Origin of the sequence: Sulfurospirillum halorespirans DSM 13726, assembly GCF_001723605.1 — a bacterium.
GTDB lineage: Bacteria > Campylobacterota > Campylobacteria > Campylobacterales > Sulfurospirillaceae > Sulfurospirillum > Sulfurospirillum halorespirans.
Window position 1 is genome coordinate 2,568,035 of record NZ_CP017111.1, and the last position, 19,629, is coordinate 2,587,663.

Annotated in this window: 19 protein-coding genes and 1 pseudogene; 7 read left to right on the forward strand and 13 right to left on the reverse strand. The window is 42.4% G+C overall.

From position 1 onward, the window contains the following. Positions 1–13: 13 nt before the first annotated feature. From SHALO_RS12910 to SHALO_RS12930, 6 genes and pseudogenes are all read right to left on the reverse strand, one after another. Entirely contained in the window at positions 14–1,543 is a 1,530-nt protein-coding gene (locus SHALO_RS12910) for a PAS domain-containing sensor histidine kinase (protein ID WP_069478876.1), read from the reverse strand. Further along, the gene (locus SHALO_RS12915) at positions 1,533–3,224 is read right to left on the reverse strand and encodes a PAS domain-containing sensor histidine kinase (RefSeq protein ID WP_069478877.1); all 1,692 of its coding nucleotides are present in this window, start codon (positions 3,222–3,224) and stop codon (positions 1,533–1,535) included. Before SHALO_RS12915 ends, SHALO_RS12910 begins: the two co-directional genes overlap by 11 nt. 8 nt (positions 3,225–3,232) lie before the next feature. After that, positions 3,233–3,601 (reverse strand): response regulator, encoded by a 369-nt coding sequence (locus tag SHALO_RS12920; RefSeq protein ID WP_025345874.1) that lies wholly within the window; start codon positions 3,599–3,601, stop codon positions 3,233–3,235. 3 nt (positions 3,602–3,604) lie between these two features. Beyond that, positions 3,605–4,039 (reverse strand): CZB domain-containing protein, encoded by a 435-nt coding sequence (locus SHALO_RS15570; RefSeq protein ID WP_238585330.1) that lies wholly within the window; start codon positions 4,037–4,039, stop codon positions 3,605–3,607. After that, positions 4,031–4,429, reverse strand: a pseudogene (locus tag SHALO_RS15775) (methyl-accepting chemotaxis protein); the annotation flags it as partial. The gene SHALO_RS15570 and the pseudogene SHALO_RS15775, both read right to left, overlap by 9 nt. A 587-nt stretch (positions 4,430–5,016) precedes the next feature. Next, positions 5,017–5,529 carry a NifB/NifX family molybdenum-iron cluster-binding protein gene (locus tag SHALO_RS12930; protein ID WP_069478879.1) on the reverse strand — a complete coding sequence of 171 codons (513 nt, stop codon included), beginning with the start codon at positions 5,527–5,529 and terminating at the stop codon, positions 5,017–5,019. Positions 5,530–5,645: 116 nt separating this feature from the next. Between SHALO_RS12930 and SHALO_RS12935 the strand changes: the two genes are divergently transcribed. Beyond that, positions 5,646–6,230, forward strand: a complete 585-nt coding sequence (locus tag SHALO_RS12935; RefSeq protein ID WP_069478880.1) for a DUF134 domain-containing protein — start codon at positions 5,646–5,648, stop codon at positions 6,228–6,230. Positions 6,231–6,294: 64 nt separating this feature from the next. Here SHALO_RS12935 and SHALO_RS12940 read toward each other — a convergent pair whose 3' ends face one another. The 5 genes from SHALO_RS12940 to SHALO_RS12960 all read right to left on the reverse strand — a co-directional run bounded on the left by SHALO_RS12940 (position 6,295) and on the right by SHALO_RS12960 (position 10,852). Beyond that, a complete protein-coding gene (locus SHALO_RS12940; protein WP_069478881.1) occupies positions 6,295–7,059 on the reverse strand; it encodes an undecaprenyl-diphosphate phosphatase in 765 nt (254 codons plus the stop codon). A 113-nt stretch (positions 7,060–7,172) separates the two neighbouring features. Then, entirely contained in the window at positions 7,173–8,351 is a 1,179-nt protein-coding gene (locus SHALO_RS12945) for a mandelate racemase/muconate lactonizing enzyme family protein (RefSeq protein WP_069478882.1), read from the reverse strand. 34 nt (positions 8,352–8,385) lie between these two features. Continuing rightward, positions 8,386–9,201 (reverse strand): MetQ/NlpA family ABC transporter substrate-binding protein, encoded by an 816-nt coding sequence (locus tag SHALO_RS12950; RefSeq protein WP_069478883.1) that lies wholly within the window; start codon positions 9,199–9,201, stop codon positions 8,386–8,388. An 11-nt stretch (positions 9,202–9,212) separates the two neighbouring features. Next, entirely contained in the window at positions 9,213–9,875 is a 663-nt protein-coding gene (locus tag SHALO_RS12955) for a methionine ABC transporter permease (protein WP_069478884.1), read from the reverse strand. An 8-nt stretch (positions 9,876–9,883) separates the two neighbouring features. After that, positions 9,884–10,852, reverse strand: a complete 969-nt coding sequence (locus SHALO_RS12960) for a methionine ABC transporter ATP-binding protein (protein WP_069478885.1) — start codon at positions 10,850–10,852, stop codon at positions 9,884–9,886. A 379-nt stretch (positions 10,853–11,231) separates the two neighbouring features. Here SHALO_RS12960 and SHALO_RS12965 point away from each other — a divergent pair, with 379 nt between their 5' ends. The 6 genes from SHALO_RS12965 to SHALO_RS12990 all read left to right on the forward strand — a co-directional run bounded on the left by SHALO_RS12965 (position 11,232) and on the right by SHALO_RS12990 (position 16,226). Beyond that, on the forward strand, positions 11,232–12,551 hold the full coding sequence (locus SHALO_RS12965) for a double-cubane-cluster-containing anaerobic reductase (RefSeq protein ID WP_069478886.1): 1,320 nt from the start codon (positions 11,232–11,234) through the stop codon (positions 12,549–12,551). A gap of 248 nt (positions 12,552–12,799) precedes the next feature. Continuing rightward, positions 12,800–14,119, forward strand: coding sequence for a double-cubane-cluster-containing anaerobic reductase (locus SHALO_RS12970; RefSeq protein WP_084010942.1), 1,320 nt, complete (start codon positions 12,800–12,802; stop codon positions 14,117–14,119). Next, the gene (locus SHALO_RS12975) at positions 14,119–14,877 is read left to right on the forward strand and encodes an acyl-CoA dehydratase activase (RefSeq protein WP_069478888.1); all 759 of its coding nucleotides are present in this window, start codon (positions 14,119–14,121) and stop codon (positions 14,875–14,877) included. The genes SHALO_RS12970 and SHALO_RS12975 overlap by 1 nt, the downstream gene beginning before the upstream one ends. A gap of 56 nt (positions 14,878–14,933) precedes the next feature. Continuing rightward, positions 14,934–15,611, forward strand: a complete 678-nt coding sequence (locus tag SHALO_RS12980) for a hypothetical protein (RefSeq protein WP_069478889.1) — start codon at positions 14,934–14,936, stop codon at positions 15,609–15,611. A gap of 89 nt (positions 15,612–15,700) precedes the next feature. After that, positions 15,701–15,961 (forward strand): type II toxin-antitoxin system prevent-host-death family antitoxin, encoded by a 261-nt coding sequence (locus tag SHALO_RS12985; RefSeq protein WP_025345883.1) that lies wholly within the window; start codon positions 15,701–15,703, stop codon positions 15,959–15,961. Then, positions 15,951–16,226 carry a type II toxin-antitoxin system RelE/ParE family toxin gene (locus tag SHALO_RS12990; RefSeq protein WP_069478890.1) on the forward strand — a complete coding sequence of 92 codons (276 nt, stop codon included), beginning with the start codon at positions 15,951–15,953 and terminating at the stop codon, positions 16,224–16,226. Before SHALO_RS12985 ends, SHALO_RS12990 begins: the two co-directional genes overlap by 11 nt. Before the next feature lie 8 nt (positions 16,227–16,234). Here SHALO_RS12990 and SHALO_RS12995 read toward each other — a convergent pair whose 3' ends face one another. Together SHALO_RS12995 and SHALO_RS13000 are read right to left on the reverse strand one after the other, a co-directional pair. Beyond that, complete coding sequence (locus SHALO_RS12995; RefSeq protein ID WP_069478891.1) at positions 16,235–17,506, reverse strand: HlyD family type I secretion periplasmic adaptor subunit; 1,272 nt, start codon at positions 17,504–17,506, stop codon at positions 16,235–16,237. Next, entirely contained in the window at positions 17,503–19,623 is a 2,121-nt protein-coding gene (locus tag SHALO_RS13000; protein ID WP_158513725.1) for an ATP-binding cassette domain-containing protein, read from the reverse strand. The genes SHALO_RS12995 and SHALO_RS13000 overlap by 4 nt, the downstream gene beginning before the upstream one ends. Positions 19,624–19,629: the final 6 nt, after the last annotated feature.

The window sequence follows — 19,629 nt, forward strand, 5'->3', positions numbered from 1 at the left end:
TTTTACAAACGCTTTAAGGTCGTGGAAATGCCACAATAAACCTAGCGCCGATCGTGCGCTCTTCGTGGGTGATATTTTCCACCCTGATGCTGCCTCCAAAGCTCTCGTTCATGATCATCGAGCAGATGTAAAGCCCGATGCCACTGCCTTGCATCTTCCCTTTGGTGCTAAAATAAGGCTCGAAAATGCGCTCCAATAAGCTCTCCTCAATGCCCCCTGCGTTATCTTCCACACACAAATGCACCCCCTCTTCATTCCTCCATGCTACAAGGCAGATCTGTTTGGGCTCAATTTCCTTGGTGCTAAACGCATCTTTGGCATTGCTTAAAAGGTTGAGGATGACTTGCTGTAACTCATTGGCTAAGCCATAAACCTCCACCGTTTCATCGATATTGTGGGAGAGTGCGATGCCTTCATTGCGCAGTTGTATGGCGGTGATATTGGTTGCATAGCGCACCGCTTCGTGCAGCTTAAATGCTTTTTTCTCTTTATTTGGTTTGTAAAAATCCATAAAATCGTTGATGGTACTGCTCATCTGCTCAGTCAGTGACTCAATCGTATCAAACGCGCTGTGAAATTTTTCATCGCTTAAAGCGCCTAAGGCATGTTTGCATCTAAGATCGAACGTTGTGAGATTGAGCACATTGAGCGGTTGGCGCCACTGGTGGGCGATGTGTCCGATGATTTCGCCCATGGCGGCGAGCTTGTGTTGCTGTACCAGCATCGCCTCTTGCGCTTTTTGCAGGCGCCTTGATTCTACCATTTCGGTCACATCAAAAACCGTCATAATTTTATAAGGCCCTCCAACAATATGCTCCAAAAGCCCTTCGGTCGCATAAACGTCGATGCGCTTGCCACCTTTTCGTACTAACTCCATTTCGCCATCGTGCGCCGTTTCACGATGAGAGAGAAAAGCATTGTGATGCAGCTCTGATTCATCGCGCAACTCTTCAGGAACAAGCAGATGAAAATGTCTGCCAATCAACTCTGCTTCGCTGTAGCCGTAAAGTTTAGCAAACGCGGGATTAAGTGCCACAAAACGCCCTTCTTGATCTAACAAAGCGATGCCAAGATTGGCGGTTGCAAAGATCTGCTCGTAAAAAGCCTCACTCTCTTTCTGGTCACCCTCTTCTTGAAAAAGGAGGCTGTGAGCACACGAAAGATCGGCATCACTTTCCCCCAAAGCAGGCGTAGCAATAGGCCAAAAGAAGACGATATAGCCCTGTTTACAACCCTCTTCAAGCAGGGGATTGGCTCTGACAAACACATCGATCCACCTGCCATCTTTGGTTAAAAAGACCTCTTCGCCCGCATAGGTTTTATCTTGCAGAAACGCTTTGTAGATGGAGCATTGCAAAAGCCCTTTTTTTTCATGATGCGCGTGAAAGATAAAATGTCCAATTTTGCCTAAAAGTTCCTCTTCACTGTAACCTAAAATCGTTTGAGCCGCGGGATTAAAATGGGTGATTTTGCCATCGCTATCAAAGGCGTAAAGCCCTTCACTCATCGAGTCATAAAACTGTTTTAAAAACTTAGAGGGCATGGATAGACTCCTTTGCTAAAGGAAGGCGTACCTCAAAAACGGCACCCTCTTTTTCATTGTACGCGATGATTTCACCCTCGTGTTGTGTAATGATTTGCTGAGCGATATTGAGCCCAATGCCAATGCCAGAGCTCTCTTTCGTACTCTCAAATGGCTCAAAAATACGCGGTAAAATCGCAGCATCAATGCCTCCAGCGTTATCACAAAAACGCACCACAACCGTTTGATCTTCTTTAAAAATCTTTACATGTAAAGTGCGTTTTTCAAACGACTCGATCTTGACAAGCTCATCTAAAGCGTTGTTCAAAATGATCACAAACACCTGCTCGATGCGCTGTTTTTGAACGTTACATGTAAAGTGGTATTCACTTTTAGAAAGGCTTAGATCAAAGATTTTATCATTCATAGAAATAGCAACAATCTGCTTTGAACGGTTGTATGAAAGGGCTAAAGAAGCGCACAAAAGTTCAAACAGATTGACCTTCTCTTTTTGTTCGCGACTCTTTTGAGACGCCTCACGCATCGTCTCGATAATGCTCTCAATTCGCTCAATGCCCTCTTGAATGGATTTGCTATCTTTGAGCATCAGGTTTTTACGAGAAGAATCCGGCAGTGCTGCCATAATGTCTTCTACCAGCATCTCAAAATTACCTTTGACATAAGTCAAAGGCGTGTTGATCTCATGCGTAATGCCCGCTGCCATTTGACCGATGGCGCTAAATTTGGCATTGCGTACCATCTCTTCTTGGTAGATTGCTTGGATTTTGAGGTTTTTATCCAGCTCTTCGCGAATACGATTTTGCAGGTAGATTTCTTGTTTTTCCGCTTCGGTCATATCGATGAAAACGCCCACAAACCCGTCAAAAACACCATTGCGCATCATCCGTTTTTTTTGGATTTCCAACGTTATTTCCTTGTTGGTAAGGGGTGCGATGGTCGTGGTTTTATAGACTTGAAGGTTACATGTAAGCATCTCTTGGTCTTTTTTAGAGAGCCTCTTAGCGATTTCGACAGGGTAGAGATCAAACACCGTTTTGCCCAGAACATCCTCTTTTTTCAAACCAAAATAGGCACAATACGCACGACTGCATCCGATGTAGCGAAAGTGGCGATCTTTAATAAAAACAGGTACAGGAATAATGTCCAAAATCGTTTCGATGTCGCGTAATTGCTTTTGGTATTTGAGGTTGAGTTTTGCAATGGTATTGCGTGATTTAACGCGTAAATTAATATCTCGAATACTCCAAATACTGTAGCTTCCCTCCGTATCGACAAAGCGCCTACCATAAAGCTCCGCCCAGAAACTTTGACGGTTTTTGGTGCGCAAACGATACTCAAGGCTTGAAATGCTTTCAAAATTTCCCTCATGCAGGTACTCTCTCCACCATTTTTCATAACGCTTAGGCGTTGTAAAGAGTTTTTTAACGTATACGCCCAGTATCTCGCCTCGACCATAGCCCAAAAGCTTGCTAAAGGTCTCATTCACTTCAATAATACATTGGTGCTCGTCTAAAACCATATAGGCAAGATCGGAATTGTCAAAGAAGAGTTTGGCTTTACTCGCTAAGCGCTCTAGCTCTTTTTTTTCAGCAATGGCGCACTCTAAGATGCGCCTGTTTTGGCTTTTAAGAACGGTAATTTCTTGCTCAAGATCGAGGATCTTAGAGAGTAAATCTTTCATACAAGACGCTACTGAACCAGTTCGTAAATCTTCTCTTCTAAGGCTTTCATTGAGGAAAATGGTTTCATAATGTAGTGGGTTGCCCCTTCGCGGTGCGATTTGAGCACTTTATCAAGCGTGGAGTACGCTGTCATCATAATGATTTTAAGCTCTGGTGCTTTTTCATGCAAACTTTTGAGTACATCCAACCCATTCATCTGTGGCATCATAATGTCTAAAAGCACCACATCGTAGCTTTTATCAATGCGAGAAATTGCATTATGCGGGTTGGAAAAAGTCGTGACCGCAAAACCTTGCGTTCGACTCAAATACTTTTCGATCATATCCAAGATCTCTTGCTCATCGTCAATGACCGCTACTTTAATCGTTTTTTTCATTCATTATCCCCTCACCTGTTTGTCAAAAAGATGCTCTTTGGCTTCGAGCATCAACGTTTTTGCTTTTTCATCGACCATCGAGTCCAGTGTTGTAAAAACATCGCCGCTAGCACTTTCAATCTCTTTGACCATCGTTTCAATTTCGGCTTTTGAACAGACCGCTTTTTCGCCGCCACACTCTTTGGCTAAACGATTTGCCAATTCATGCACTTTGGCATGCGGGTTTTCCAGTTTTCCAAACGAAGCCGTTTTGCTAAACTCCTCTTTGCCGATGCCTCGCTCATACCAATTGCCCAATCGGCAGTCATGGTGCGTAGTGGCTTTAAAGTCGGTGTGTTCGCCAAACAGAAGCGCGTAGAGATTATTTTTATAGATGACATGGTCGATTTTAGCGAGCGATGCGAAGATTTTATCACTCAGATGACTCACTTCAAACATCGATCTCGTCGCATTTTTCTCAAAAGAGATGATCTTAATTTTAAGCGCGTCGGTCTGCTCTTTGGTGGTACGCGCAATCACGCTCACCTCTTCGGTACTATGCTCAGAGTGTGAAGACTCTTGTTGCATCGTTTGAACGACCATCGCGATCTCTTTGGTCGCTTTTTGCGTGCGTTCAGCCAAGTTTCGCACCTCATCAGCAACGACAGCAAACCCACGTCCGTGCTCACCTGCACGCGCGGCTTCGATGGCGGCATTAAGGGCTAAAAGATTGGTCTGATCGGCAATATCTTCGATAAGTTGCACCACTCCTGAGATCTCTTTGCTTCTGGTTAAAAGCGACTTTGCATTGCTGAGTACATCACTCATCAATAGACTGAGTTTATCCATGGCGGTGGAAGAATCGTTGGCAAGGGTGAGTCCTTCGCGTGATTCTTGAGAGATTTGAGCTGACTCTGTTTTCATCACTTTAAGGTCATCCAAAATTTCAGAAAAGGTCGTTTGAGAGTTTTTAAGCGCTCCTGCAATGGAGTTTTGATGCAGGCTTAAGATGTTGCTGTCTTTGGCGTTGCGAACATCGGTTTTGATGATGCTATACGCAACAAGCTCAGGGCTTAAACGTTTGGAAAGAACGGAACCTTGGCAACCATCCATGCTGATGTTTTCCATCGATTCATTCAAAAGTGAGGCTAATTTAGCAGGCTCTTTGATCGTCACTTTGGCAAGATCGTTTTGCATCACGATCTTTTTAGCGCTATCAATCACAATGATCATCTCTTCTTGCGAGAATTGAGAAAGTGCGAGAAGGCGCTCATTTTCTGCTTTCAATTCCACGATCTCATTTCGCAGAATCGCAAGTTCTTCAGGCTCTTTTTTCGTAAAAAACATCCATCGCCCCTGTACAATTTTGATGCGATACTATACCATATTCATCTGCATTTTTTGCGCTTCGGGGCTAGGAAAATGTCACGCTTTTTTTAGGAGTGATCATGATGGCAATTGCCATGCTTATGGTCGTGTTCATGCCCACCTTGATGACCGCTTAGAGGATTGTTTTTCGGTTTTTCACAGCATTTCACTTTGGCACGAAATTCACCTGCTTTGAGCTCGTCGCCACAGCCATGTCCTTTTTTTTCGTCCTGCTCCTCACCTAGAAGTTCGGCGTAGTTTGTCACGTTGACTTCGAGCAAAGTGCCTTCTTTAAATTTTTGCAATGCCTCAGCAACTTCGATGCGCTCTTTACCTGCAAAATAGATGTTAATCCCTGATTTTTGAAGTGCTTGAAACGGCTTTTCGCCCAAATGGTTGGTAATCAATGTTTTAACCCCTAAACTCTCAAACCATCGCGCTGTTTTGATGCCACCTTCGGCTTGGTTTTGCGATACACTAATAGCGCCGTCTTCTGCTACAAAAGCAAACCATTTGGCTTTGCCAAACAGGGGTGCAAGCGCACTCTCTTTTTTTTCGGTTTTAATGGGTAATGCGATCATTCTAAACTCCTTAATTGGTCATATGTTCACAATCATAGCACTTTAAATGAACATATGTCAACTATCTTTCAATAATCTATGCTATGATACTTTTATAATTAGACAAAAGGAATGCAATGCCTCGCCACAAATGTCGCCGTGCAACTTCGTATCAGCCGCTGATTACCCGTTTTATGCCCAAAGGTGGCGTGCATGAGGAGTCTATTACGCTCATTCCAGAAGAGATAGAAGCACTCTATTTGATGGATTTGTTGGGGCTGTATCAAGAAGAAGCAGCGGTGAAAATGGAAGTCTCACGCCCCACGTTTGCGCGCATCATTAAAACCGCACGTCAAAAAGTGGCATTAGCGCTTCTTTGCGGACAAGAGCTACACTTAGAAACCAAGCGCGATCGCTATGTGATCGCCTTTTGTTGTGATGAGAAAGAGCGCTATGAGAACCTTCATCCAAAAGGAAAATACCTCTTTATTTTTACGGTGCAAGACCAAAAAATTGAGCACTTTCTCTGCTTAGAAAATCCTGCCCATGGCAAAGACATGAAGCCACCCCTTCTTTTAACCCCTCTTTTTCAAGAACATGGCGTGAACTTTTTTCTCACCGCAACCTTAGGGCAAGGGCTCAAAAAAACCCTCGCCAGCGGAGGAATTCAGGTCATCTCCAAAGAGAGCATTTCAGAAGAGGAGATACCTAAACTTTTTTGATTTTAATAGCGTCCTTATCGAACGCTTGGAGAGTGCCCACGCACCTTTGGTGCTAACATAAAATCTAGTAAAGTGCTAAGAGTACGACACCAAAAATGATGCGGTAGATGCCAAAACTGACAAAAGTAAAACTGCGTAAAAAGCGTAAAAAGAGCTTAATCGTAAAATACGCGGTCATAAATGCAACCACAAAACCTACACCTAAAACGATGAGATTGTCGGCGTTAAATTCTTGGTAATTTTTCACGATGCTGTATCCTGTTGCCGCACTCATGACAGGGAAGGCGAGTAAGAAGGAAAATTCGGCACTTGCTTTGCGCGTGAGTCCCACAAACATAGCGCCTAAAATGGATGAGCCTGAACGAGACGTGCCTGGAACCAGCCCTGCAAGTTGTGCGAGTCCAATGAGAAAAGCTTGCTTGTAACTCACTTTTTCAATATCATCAATAAAATGCTCTTTGGGTTTGTAGTACTTCTCCGCAATCAAGAAAACCACACCACCCACGATAAACATTGTCGCGACGATCTCGACGCTAAAGAGCCCTTTGATCTGCTTGGAAAACAAAAATGCAACCATGCCAATGGGCAAAAACGCCACGATTATTTTCTTCCAAAGCTCTATTTTTTGGAATGTAAATTTCTCTTTATACGCCAAAACAACCGCCAAAATCGCCGCAAACTGAATGATAATCTCATACGCCTTGGTGACACTGTCTTGTTTGATGCCTAAAAAATCTGCCATAACGATCATGTGCCCCGTTGAAGAAACAGGCAAAAACTCGGTGAAACCCTCGACGATTCCCATAATGATTGATTGAAAAATATCCACAAAAATTCCTACATGTAAAATAAAAAAAGATTGTAACATAAGGCTTATTAGACTTTGAGAAAATGGTTTACATGTAAAGATAGAAGCTAAAAAGAGTTCGTGAAGAACTCTTTTTACTGAATGGTAGTAATAACACCTTTTTTGAAAACAAACTCTGAAAACTCATTACCAATTCCTGGTAAATCTGGCACAGTATACATCCCTTTTTCAGGCTGATAATCATGAATACAGAGTCGTTTATTGTAGTCATGCAAATTATAGACATGATGCTCATGAATCGTAAAGTTTGGAATGGCCGCTTCGAGTTGAAGCGCAACAGCGGTTGAAAGCGGACTGGCGCAGACATGCGCTTGAACCCCAACGTCATACAGATGTGCCATATCGCAAATCTTTTTCGCTTCGGTGATGCCACCGCAATTACCAATATCAGGCTGAATCATCTGAATAGAGCCATTTTCAAAATAAGGCGCGAAACCCCACCTAGAGTAGATGCGCTCGCCTTGAGCGATGGGGATATTAATATGATCGTGGATAAATTTATTGGTTTTTGGCGTTGGGGTGCAGGGCTCTTCAAAAAGAAAAATGTCATATTTTTCAACCAAACGACCCAATTGAACTGCCACTTGCGCATCAATGTATGAATGGTTTTCCATAATAATATCCACATCCGCACCAATAGCATCTCTCACCGCCGCGACTCTGTTGACGACCATATTTTTATATTTGGGAGCCAACAGTCTGGTTGTATCTTCACTTGTAAGACGACGACCCGTTTCATCAAAAGTGAAAAAGTCGATTTTAATCGCGTCATAGCCTTGTGCCACCGCAATTTTTGCATACTTCACATAATCAGCAATGCTCGCCGCAATTTCCCTGCGCTCACCCCAACCAAACTGCAATTGACTCGCATATGTGCGCAACTTATCGCGCATTTTTCCACCCAGAAGCGCATAAATTGGCATCTGAAGCGCTTTGCCTTTAATGTCCCAGAGCGCAATGTCTAAAGCAGAAATTGCCGAAAAGATGACTGAACCGCCATTTTGTGCCCAAAAGGTTGACTTGTAGAGTTTTTCCCAGATCACTTCCGTGTCAAACGGATTCATTCCAATGATTAAAGGGGCCACATCTAACAGCATTCCATGTGCCGCTTTGGCACCAATGCCATACGCCATCGCCGATTCGCCATCGCCATAAATACTCTCATCGGTATAAACCCTACACACAATAGGATGCCACCCTTTAGGATTGTCTTCTACATCCACCGCGATGACGTCAATCTTCGTTATTTTCACCTTCAACTCCTAGTGTTTCATGCTAATGTATCCCCTAAAAACCAGGGATACTGCTTCCTTTGTAAATACCATTAATGCCTTCTCGTACTTTTTCAGTGGTATAAGAAGCCAGAATATCTTTCGCCCATTTCGTATCTTTGTTTTTGTTCGCAATGATAAAACCAACACCGAATTTATCGGCATCTTTCGATGTCGCAATTTGGTATTTTGGGTCTAACTTATTGCTCACCGCAAATAACGTAGCCGAAAATGCTGCGTCCGCATCGTCTAATGAGGCGATCACTTGATGGACATGGATTTTAAAGATTTTAACGTTTTTGTCATTGCTCTCAATGTCCAAATCCGTAGGACTCGTCACGCCAGCCTTTAGCTTGATAAAGTTTAATTGCTCCATCATAAACAATGAACGCGCCAAATTGGACTCATCTTGGGGAATAATGATTTTAGCCCCATTAGGAATCTCTTCTGGGGTAGCATATTTTTTAGAGAACATCCCAAATGTATTTTTATGAATATACGGTGTTAGCATCGCGATATCGGTTTTATTGCCTGCATTGTAGCTGTCCATCCACGGTTTGTGAGGATGCAATGCCACATCAATTTCGCCGTTTTCAATGGCTTTACACATCGTCGTTGCATCTTGCAAAACTTTTACAGTCACCTCATAACCTCTTTTTTTGAGATCTTCGATTCCCAATTCAACCTCAGGCATTGCCAACGCTGTTGTCGCGATGGTAATGGTTTTTTTCTCAACGGTTGCACCACTAGTTTTACCTTTGTTATCTGAACATCCAGAGAACAGAAGCATACTGCATACAACACCAACAAATAACATCACTATTTTTTTCATTTTAACTCCTTTTATTTAATGCGTTTATAGACATAATCACCCAATAACTGTATTGCCAAAACCAAGATGAACAGGACAATGACGAGCGTGTACATGATTTTGTCGTTGAAACTTTGATAGCCATAAATTAGTGCAGACGCACCAATGCCTCCTGCTCCCAATGTTCCTGCAATCGTGGTCAAACTCAAAATTTGGATCACCGATAAAACGCCCCCATTGACGATGGAAGGCAGTGTGGCTGGAATCAAAATTTTAAAGACAATTTGAAGATTGGTTGCGCCAAATGAACGTGCGGCATCGATGAGATCGAGCGAAACCTCTTTAAAACAGTTCTCAAATATCCGTCCCATAAACGGCGTTGCCGCAACCGTCAAAGGAAAGAGTGCCGATTCCCAACCGATAACGGAACCCGTGATAAACCGAGTAATCGGAAGAATCGAAATAGCCAAAATGATAAAGGGAAAGGAGCGTATAAAACTCACAACGATATTGAGCATTGAGTAGCATTTTTCATTGGGAGAGAGCCCATGTTTGCCAACCCAAAACAGCGCAATCGCCAAGCAAAACCCCAAAAGACACGCCAACACGGTCGCGCACAGCACCATTAAAAGGGTTACACCCATTGATGGAAATATAATTTGAAAGATAATAACGTCCCATGAATAATTCGTCATGTTTTTCCTTACCCGCGTTCAATGCGTTTATAGCTTAAATGCTGTGCATCAAAATACGCTAAAAATTCTTCTAAACATTCTTCTGAAATATTCATCACAAAAGCACTCAAAACACCCTCACGGTAATGGGTTAAACTGCTGTTGATTAGTTTATACGGCTTTTTAAGGGATAGCGATAGATCGGAATGAAACTGCTGTCCAACGGCTTCATCGGTAATCAAAATTTCGATATTTATCCCTGTTTCGGGCAAGTTGCACTCCAATATGCCGACAAGATTTTGCAAGGCTTCGGGTTGTTCTAAAAACACCTCTTTCACATCGCCCGATACCATGCAATGCCCATTTTCAAGAATGCTCATTTTGGTGCACATTCTGTGAATGACCGACATCTGATGCGTCACCATGATGATCGTTATGCCGTATTCTTTGTTCAGTTGCAGGAGCAATTCAAGAATTTCATCCGTCGTTTTAGGGTCAAGTGCGGAAGTGGCTTCATCGCAGAGTAAGATTTTAGGATTCATCACCATCGCTCGTGCGATCGCCACGCGTTGTTTTTGTCCGCCACTAAGATCGCGTGCTTTTTGATCGCGTTTGCTCTCCAAACCGACGATTTTAAGTAGCTTTTCTATTCTCTCTTTTTGCTCAGGTTTGGGTATATGCCAGCACTCCAAAGGAATGGCGATATTTTCATACACCGTTTTTCGATCAATCAGCGAAAATCCTTGAAAAATCATGCCAATATTTTTACGCAATTCTCTAAGGCTTTTGTCCTGTAGCGTCGTAATATCCACACCATCAATAACGATTGATCCGCTTTGAAACGTCTCCAAACCATTGATACATCGAAGTAGTGTCGATTTCCCCGCACCACTGCGCCCGATCAATCCATAGATGTCACCATCATCAATCGTAATGTTTATATTTTTCAATACCTCAGTATCGTGATAACGTTTGTGCAAATTTTCGATGGTGATCATACGAAATGCTTTCTCCAAATATTTAATGTAGATGAGATTAAGTAGTGACTGTGTAGTATTTACATGTAAAAGGAAAAAGCAGGAAAAAGAGGTGCTACTTCATGTATGTCTAAGCCTTAGACCAACAGTGTTTCGCGTATTGTAATTGAATCTTTTTTAAAATGCGGTTAAATGCAAATGACGATTTAATTGCTCACATTGCTTTTGTTAAAGCGCACTCTGTCTTTTTGCAATTAACCTTTTTTTAACGCCTCGTAGATTAAAATACCTTAAACGCAGTGAGTCTAAGGCTTAGACATACATGAAGTAGCACCTCTTTTTTCTGCTTCCACCTTTACATGTAAACCACACCGCACACATTTTCACACAAGGAAAAACTATGGGTGTTGAACTCCATAAAGATTTATTAGAGAGCATCAATATTGACGTCGAACGTCACGCTAAAATGATGGGAATGGGACTTGAAGGCTACAAAACTCAGTTTATGAGCCAAGACAATCGTCCCAAAGCGATGGAGTATTTCAACTGGTTTATGAGCGAAATCCAAGGACAACGCATCGCCGAGATCAATCAACTAAGAGCCGAGAAAAAACCTGCGGTTGGGGCGTTTTGCATCTTCGTTCCCGAAGAGATCGTTGTGGGCGCGGGTGGTGTCTGTTATGGTCTGTGCGGCGGTTCCAACGCTACTGTAGCCGATGCGGAAAGCGAACTGCCTCGCAATATCTGCCCTCTCATCAAATCCGCCTACGGCTTCAAACTCCAACGCACCTGTGCGTACACCCAATCGGCTGATTTTATTTGCGGTGAAACCACCTGTGAAGCGAAAAAAAAGACGTGGGAGCTCTTAAACAAACACCATCCCGTTCACGTCATCAACGTCCCACATATGAAGCGCGAACGTGATCTCAGTATATGGCAAGAAGAGATCAAAGAGTTTAAAGAGCGCATCGAGAGCGTCACGGAGAAAAAACTCACCCTTGCTGAGATGCTCGAAGGTGTGGAGATCATTAACGCCAAGCGTGCTGCGCTGTTGCGCTTAGATAAACTCCGTTCTCAAAATCCAGATGTGATGCCCATCAGCGGCAAAGACGCGCTGTTTATCTTGCAAATGGGCTCAATGGACGATCCCGTGCGCTACACTCAAAATGTCAACAACGTCTGCGATGAACTTGAAGTGCGCCTTCAAAAAGGCATCAGCGTTTTTCCCAAAAACACACCGCGTTTGATGGTTTTAGGCACCCCGATTGCCATTCCAAACTGGAAACTTCACACCGCCATCGAAAGTTCAGGTGGATGCGTTATCAACGAAGAGTCCTGCACAGGGCACCGTTACTATAAAGACAATGTAGATGTCACAGGCGTGCAAAGTGAAGATGACCTCTACCATCGTTTGATCGAGCGCTACGCTAAAATCGACTGTGCATGTTTCACCCCCAACACAGGAAGAGTTGAAAAAATCGTCCAAATGTACAAAGAGCGCAAAGCCGATGGCGTCATCTACTATACCCTCTCCTTCTGCCACACGTACAATGTTGAGTCGCACCTTGTCACCGAAGCGCTCGCTAAAGAAGGGATTCCGTGTCTCGTCATTGAGTCGGATTACTCCCCTGAAGATGCAGGGCAGATCAAAACGCGTGTCGAAGCCTTTTTAGAGAGCATTGCCTTCAAACAAAAAGCCCAAGCATTCGCGAATAAATAATATTCTAAGATCGTTACATGTAATGCTGTAAAAAGTGGGTGCATTGGAGGAAAATTCGTGATAAGCGGAGAAATTTCCTCCTAATTTGGTAAAAGATATTTTACCTCTTTTTAATGTTAAGCAGATTACAATACTTTAAACGCTGTTAGTCTAAGGCTTAGACATACATGAAGTAGCACCTCTTTTTTTCTGCTGACCGCTTTACATGTAAACCCCCACAGCACATATTTTCACAACAAGGAATGACAATGGGTGTTGAACTTCACAAAGAGTTATTGAGTAGTATTGGTGTTGACGTTGAGCGTCATGCAAAAATGATGGGTATGGGACTTGCAGGCTATCAAGCGGGTTTTATGAGCCAACCGAACCGTCCCAAAGCGATGGCATATTTTGACTGGTTTATGAGTGAAATCCAAGCCGAACGTATTGCTGAGATTAATGCACTAAAAGCGCAAAAAAAACCTGCGGTGGGAACCTTTTGTATCTTCGTTCCTGAAGAGATCGTCGTAGGTGCTGGCGGAGCCTGTTTTGGACTGTGTGGCGGAGCTAACCCACCTATTGCTGATGCAGAGACAGAGCTTCCTCGTAACATCTGCCCTCTCATCAAATCTGCGTATGGTTTTAAACTCCAACACACCTGTGCGTATACACAGTCGGCTGATTTTATCTACGGTGAAACCACCTGTGAAGCGAAGAAAAAAACATGGGAACTTTTGGGCAAACATCACCCTGTGCATGTCATGAACATTCCGCATATGAAACGAGAACGTGATCTTAAAATGTGGCAAGAAGAGATCAAAGAGTTTAAAGAGCACATCGAAGAGGTCAGTGAGCGAAAACTCAGCCTTTCGGAGATGCTTGATGGTGTCAAACTTATCAACGCCAAACGTGACGCAATGAAACGCCTTGACACGCTTCGTGGCATGCACCCAGACATCATGCCTATCAGCGGTAAAGACGCACTTTTCATCAGCCAAATGAGCTTTTTAGATGACCCAAAACGCTTTACGCAAAAAGTAAATGAACTCTGCGATGAACTGGGTGAGCGCATCAAAAACAAAGTAAGTGTTTTCCCTGAAAACACCCCTCGCATCATGGTTTTAGGCACACCCATTGCGCCACCAAACTGGAAACTTCACACCGCTGTTGAAGGCTCAGGTGCGTGCATCATCAATGAAGAAGGGTGCATCGGACATCGTTACTTTAAAGACAATGTGGACATTGAAGGAGTACAAAGCGAAGACGAACTCTATGCCCGTTTGATGCAACGCTACTCCAAAATCGACTGCGCGTGTTTCACGCCAAACACAGGCAGAACCGATAAAATCGTCCAAATGTACAAAGATAGACGTGCCGATGGTGTCATCTACTACACGCTTTCTTTCTGCCATACCTACAATGTCGAGTCGCACCTTGTGACCGAAGCATTAGCGAAAGAAGGCATTCCGTGCCTCGTCATCGAGTCAGATTATTCCCCAGAAGATGCAGGACAGATCAAAACCCGTGTTGAAGCCTTTTTGGAGAGCATTACGTTTAAACAAAAAGCCGAAGCGTTCGCTAACAAATAATGTTTTGGGGCGTAGATATAGGCTCAACCTATACAAAAATCATCGGTATCGGAAGAGAGAAGGAGATCACCCATCATGTGGTGATCCCGACTATCTTTAACCAAGACGTCATCGTGGGCGAGTATTTAGCAGACAAAGAGGTCAAAATGCTCGTCGCCACGGGCTATGGACGGCATATGCTAGGAGATTCGCTCGGCGCTCCCGTCATCTCCGAGATCAAAGCCCACGCCAAAGGGGCGTACTTTTTTCACAACGAAGTCAAAACCGTCATCGACCTAGGCGGACAAGACAGCAAAGTCATCAAAATGGGTGACGATGGCGGATTTACCGACTTTCGCATGAACGACAAGTGTGCGGCAGGAACAGGAAAATTTTTAGAGATCGCCGCGAATCGTTTGGGCTTAGACATGCAAACTTTCGCCAACGCAGGCTTTGATGCGACTAAAGAGCTAACAATATCGAGCATGTGCGCCGTCTTCGCCGAGTCTGAGGTCATTTCCCTTATCGCCAAAAAAGAGAGTTTAGCCAACATCTGCTGGGGAGTTCACGAATCCATCGCCTCACGTTTAGCTTCGATGGCTAAAAAATTTGTAGTAAAAGAAAACGACTGCATCGTCTTCACAGGTGGTGGCGCACTCAACCCGTTTTTACACCATATGTTAGAACTCAAACTAGAGCGTAAAATTCTCGTGCCTGAACATCCTCAACTCATAGGCGCTGTTGGAGCGGCACTTTCGGGGTTTGAAGTGGTGCAATAATTTTTTTACATGTAAAGGTTTGGATATAATTTTGTAACTCGCTAAAAAGGTTGTTTATGAATATCAAATCTTTACCTAAAAAAATTGGAAATAAAGCAAAAGCAAACTTGAACAATACCTATCAAGTAATAGATTTTGTAACAGGTGGGACACTCTCTTTATTTGTACAAACTATTATCAAAAGCCATCAAGGTTATATAAAAGAGAAGTTTGATAATTTACTTCTTGATTTAGCAAATAATGAGATTAACGATGAAGAACTTTTAGATTTTATCAACTCACAATTTCAATCTGATAGAGAATTTCTTAGCAATATGCTTATTAAAAACTTTCATGCTGACAATCGCATCACTATTTTTATTCTTGCTAAACTTTGGGCAAATAAAATCAAAAACGGTTCGCTCAATTATTATGAATCTTCACTTTTTACAAACATCAATACTTTCACTTATGAAGATTTTAAAATATATTATTTTGCTATACAACATATTCATCCATCTGAGAAAAAGCTCAATAGTATGGCTCCTTTTATCTCAATTCCCTTAGAAGATGAACATTATATTTTTGCAATAGATAAATTTTGTAGTTTTGGAATTTTACAAACGGCGAATACGATGGATGGTAGATACGATAAAAAAGATAATGAAATTAAAATCTTTTTTATCAAAACACCCTACTCTGATACGTTTTACCAAATACTTGATGAGTATTTTAAGAATACTCCACCATCGTAAATTATTCTTACATGTAAACCCAATCTCTCAGCCAACTTTCCAAAAGTATTCTTTATAATACGCTAAATCGTACTATTAAGGATACTCTTATGATCGTATCAGCCAATGACATTAAAACCAAAGGGGTCACGCTGCTTGACAAACTCTTCGAGAGCGTGAGCGAAGTGGTCATCAATGTGCGGGGGAAAAACAAGTATGTAGTCATCGACATTGAGCGCTACAAGCAGTTGAGAACCTTGGAGCTTGACCGACTTTATGAAGAGACGATGCAAGAGATTAAGGAAGGCAAGTACACGACAGATGTCGAGGAGCACCTCAAAGAAGTAAGAGCTATCGCCAATGGCTTATGAAATTCGTTTAAGCGAAAGCTACAAAAAGCGGCTTCGTAAATTTATTCAATCTCATAAAGATATGGCAGTGCGTTATGAAAAGACCATTCGTACGCTTCAAGAAAACCCGTACCATCCTTCCCTTCGCCTTCATAAACTCAAAGGGAATTTAAGTGAGTATTTCTCTATTTCGATTAACATTGAGTATCGCATTATTATGGATTTCATGATTGTGGATAACGTCATTCTACTACTCGACATCGGCGCACATGACGAAGTTTACTAATTCAAAAACTACGGCTCCAACATCGCATTTTTGCTCATTCGTTTCAATGGAAGCAAAATGTACCCAAGCACGGTTCGTTTACCTGTAATAATATTAATCCCCGTCTCCATTCCTGGCATAATGGGCAAGTTTGGACCGAGTCGATCTTTGAATGCTTTGATTTTAATGGCATAAAAGATCTCTCCTTTTTGCGTCGTAAAACTATCGGGGCTAATCGAAACAAGTTCGCCCTCAATCATGCCATAACGAGCATAATCATACGCAGTAATTTCAATATTTGCTTTTTGTCCGACCCAAATGCGACCACGATCAGCCGCTTTGATGTTGGCTTCGACCATCAAACCCTCTTCCAATGGTGTAATCTCAGCAACCTTATCTCCAGATTTGATCGTGCCACCCACCGTATGAAAATAGAGCACATTCACGATGCCATTGACAGGAGAGGTGATGAGAAGACGTTTGGTTCTATCGACACTTGCTTCCGTTTGTTGGGAAAGTTGACTTATTTTGAGACGCACATCTTTGAGGTCATTGAGCAATTTGGATTGAATGTCAGAGCGAACCGAACCTAACTCATGTATCACCTCTTTGTATTTGCCTTGCGTGACGGGTATGAGATTTTTCACCTCATCGACTTGGGTAATGAGATTTTGTTTTTTACTCATCTCAAAAAGGTACTCTTTGCGAGACCCAGCGCCTGATTTCATTAACTGCTCAGCAATCGTCGTATTTTCAAGTGCCATATTGAGCTCTAACATGAGGTTTTTTTGCCGACTCTCTAACTCTTTGAGTTCATACTGTCGCTGTTCTACTTTTTGTTGCACGCCACTGAGACGTTCCGAATTATTGAGCTTCTCACTCCTAAAAATCTGCATCTCATTTCCAACAATCTCAGGGTATTGTTCGACCAACGCTTTATCAAATACCAACTCTTTGTCATCAATGAGACTCATCAAGCGCTCTTCTTTAGCTTGTAAAGAGACACGGTCAAGATCTTTCCCTTTCATATCTGCCGTAAAAAAGGCTTGGTTTAGCTGGTAAATGGGTTGATTGAGGGCAACATTTTGTCCCTCTTTCACTAGGATTTCAGAGACAATGCCACCTTCCATGTGTTGAAGGACTTTGGTTTGCCCAGAGGGAACAATCTTTCCATTACCACGAACCACTTCATCAATTTCACTAAATGCCGCCCAGATCAAAAAAACAAAGAAAAAAAGAGCAATAGGCACGACCGTGATGTAATAATTCCAGCGTTTTTCAATCATCATTCTGTTTATCATGCTGGTTTGCCTTGCAACTGTTTTAATATCTCATCTTTAGCGCCATCCGCAACAATGCGACCATTATTAACCACAAGCACTCTATCAACCAAATCCAATGCGGCAAAGCGATGGGTAATGACAATCAGCGTTTTATCTTCCATCATGGGTCTAAGGTGTTCCACCATCTCTTTTTCAAGCCCCACGTCCATACCCGTTGTAGGCTCATCCAAAATAACAATCGAAGGATCGCTAATCAAGGCACGTGCCAGTCCGACAAGATGACGTTGCCCCACAGAGAGGCGATTGCCATTTTCGCCAACTTGGAAGTTTTCACCCTCGCCTGAGCGTTTCACCAACTCTTCAAGTCCCGTCATAGCTAGCAGTTTAATGAGTCTGTCTTTGCCAATATTGACACCAATCTCAATATTTTCTTTGAGTGTGCCTGAAAACAAAAAAGGCTCTTGGGGCATAATGCCTATATGGGAACGCAGTTCCACAGGGTGAATCGTATTGATCTCATGCCCATCAATATAAATAGAGCCTGATTGTGCAACATCAAGTCCTGAGAGAAGTCGTAAAACCGTACTTTTACCCGCTCCAGTACGTCCGATAAACCCTACTTTCTCACCTGCTTTAATCTTAAAAGTTGCCGCTTGAAGTGAAGGATTTTTAGAACCCAAATAGGTGTAGCTGACATTGTTAAATTCGATATCGCCCTTAAGGTTTTGTATGCCAATCTCAATCGATTTTTGTGTCTCTAACGGCAAGTGCCAAAAATGATTAATCGACTCTAGGGCTTCTTTGAACTCTTTGTACTTACTCAAAATCGTAGATATTTGAACAATAGGCACCATCGCGCGCCCTACTAAAATACCTAAAGCAACCAAAGCACCTATCGTCATTGTTTTATCTTGAATCTCATAGACACCAATGACCAACGTCAAAACCGTTGCTAATTGCATGACAATAGCGGAGAGATTCATCGCAAGATTCGATTGCATCTGAATTTTAAGATTGATAAAATTGTAAAAACTAACAAGCTGTCGCCACTTAAAAAGTCGTTTTGTAATGGCATTGGTCAGTTTAAGTGTCTCGATGCCTTTAATGGTTTCAAACAGATAGTTGTGCTTCATCTGCCCATCTTTAAAAAGTTTTTTGCTCCAGCTAAAAATGGTAATCTGAAACACCATATTAATTCCAATAATAATCAATCCACATACAAGTGCCATGGAAGCGATCATGGGAGAGATCAAGTAGATGACAAAAAGGGTTAGCACCACAAAAGGCAGATCAAGTGCGGTGCCGATGCTCTTTGACATAAAAAAATCGCGTATTTGGGCAATCTCTCTAAAAAGATTCGCCTTAGAGCCTGCTAGAAGCTGGTCATGCCCGCTTTGAATCAGCAGCAAACGCTTCAATGCCTCTTCTTCCAATACACTCCCAATACGCTTTCCCATACTCTCTAAGATATAAACACGCACCATCTTAAACAGTGCATCAAAAATAAAGATAAGCCCTACGCCAAGGGTTAAAACAAACAGTGTTTCGGTTGCAAAGTTAGGAATGACTCTGTTATAGACATTCATCGCGTACATGGGAATTAAAATAATAAAAAGATTGATAAAAACCGTTAGAATTCCCACACGAATAATGTCGGACTTTGCATCTAAAAGATGTTTCCAAAACCACTCTTTACTCTTTTCGGGATGCGTTAAGATATTTTTATAAGCAATATCTTTAAAAAAAGTTAACAGCGTTGTAAATCGTGCCTGTAAAGCTTCCATACTCAGATACTCTTTTTCATGCGTTAGAGGATTCAAAAGCGTGATCGTCTCCTCTTCAAAAGAGCTCAAAATAGCGATTTCTTCATTGTCAGAGATAACAATGCAGGGAAAAACATGGGAATGCACCATATCTGAGGAGAGTGCTATCTCCTCAAACTCTAACCCAAAATCTTTGGAACCGTATCTCAAATCATCGACAGTCACCTGCTTATGATCGTGTGCTAAGATATTTTGAATGGTCTCAAAAGAGACATCCCCATAATAAAAATCAAGAATGTACTTAAAACAAAGGAGTAATCTATCTTTTGTTTTATGCAAAGGTACTTCTACTAACGTGTCGTGCTGTTGCACTTTTTT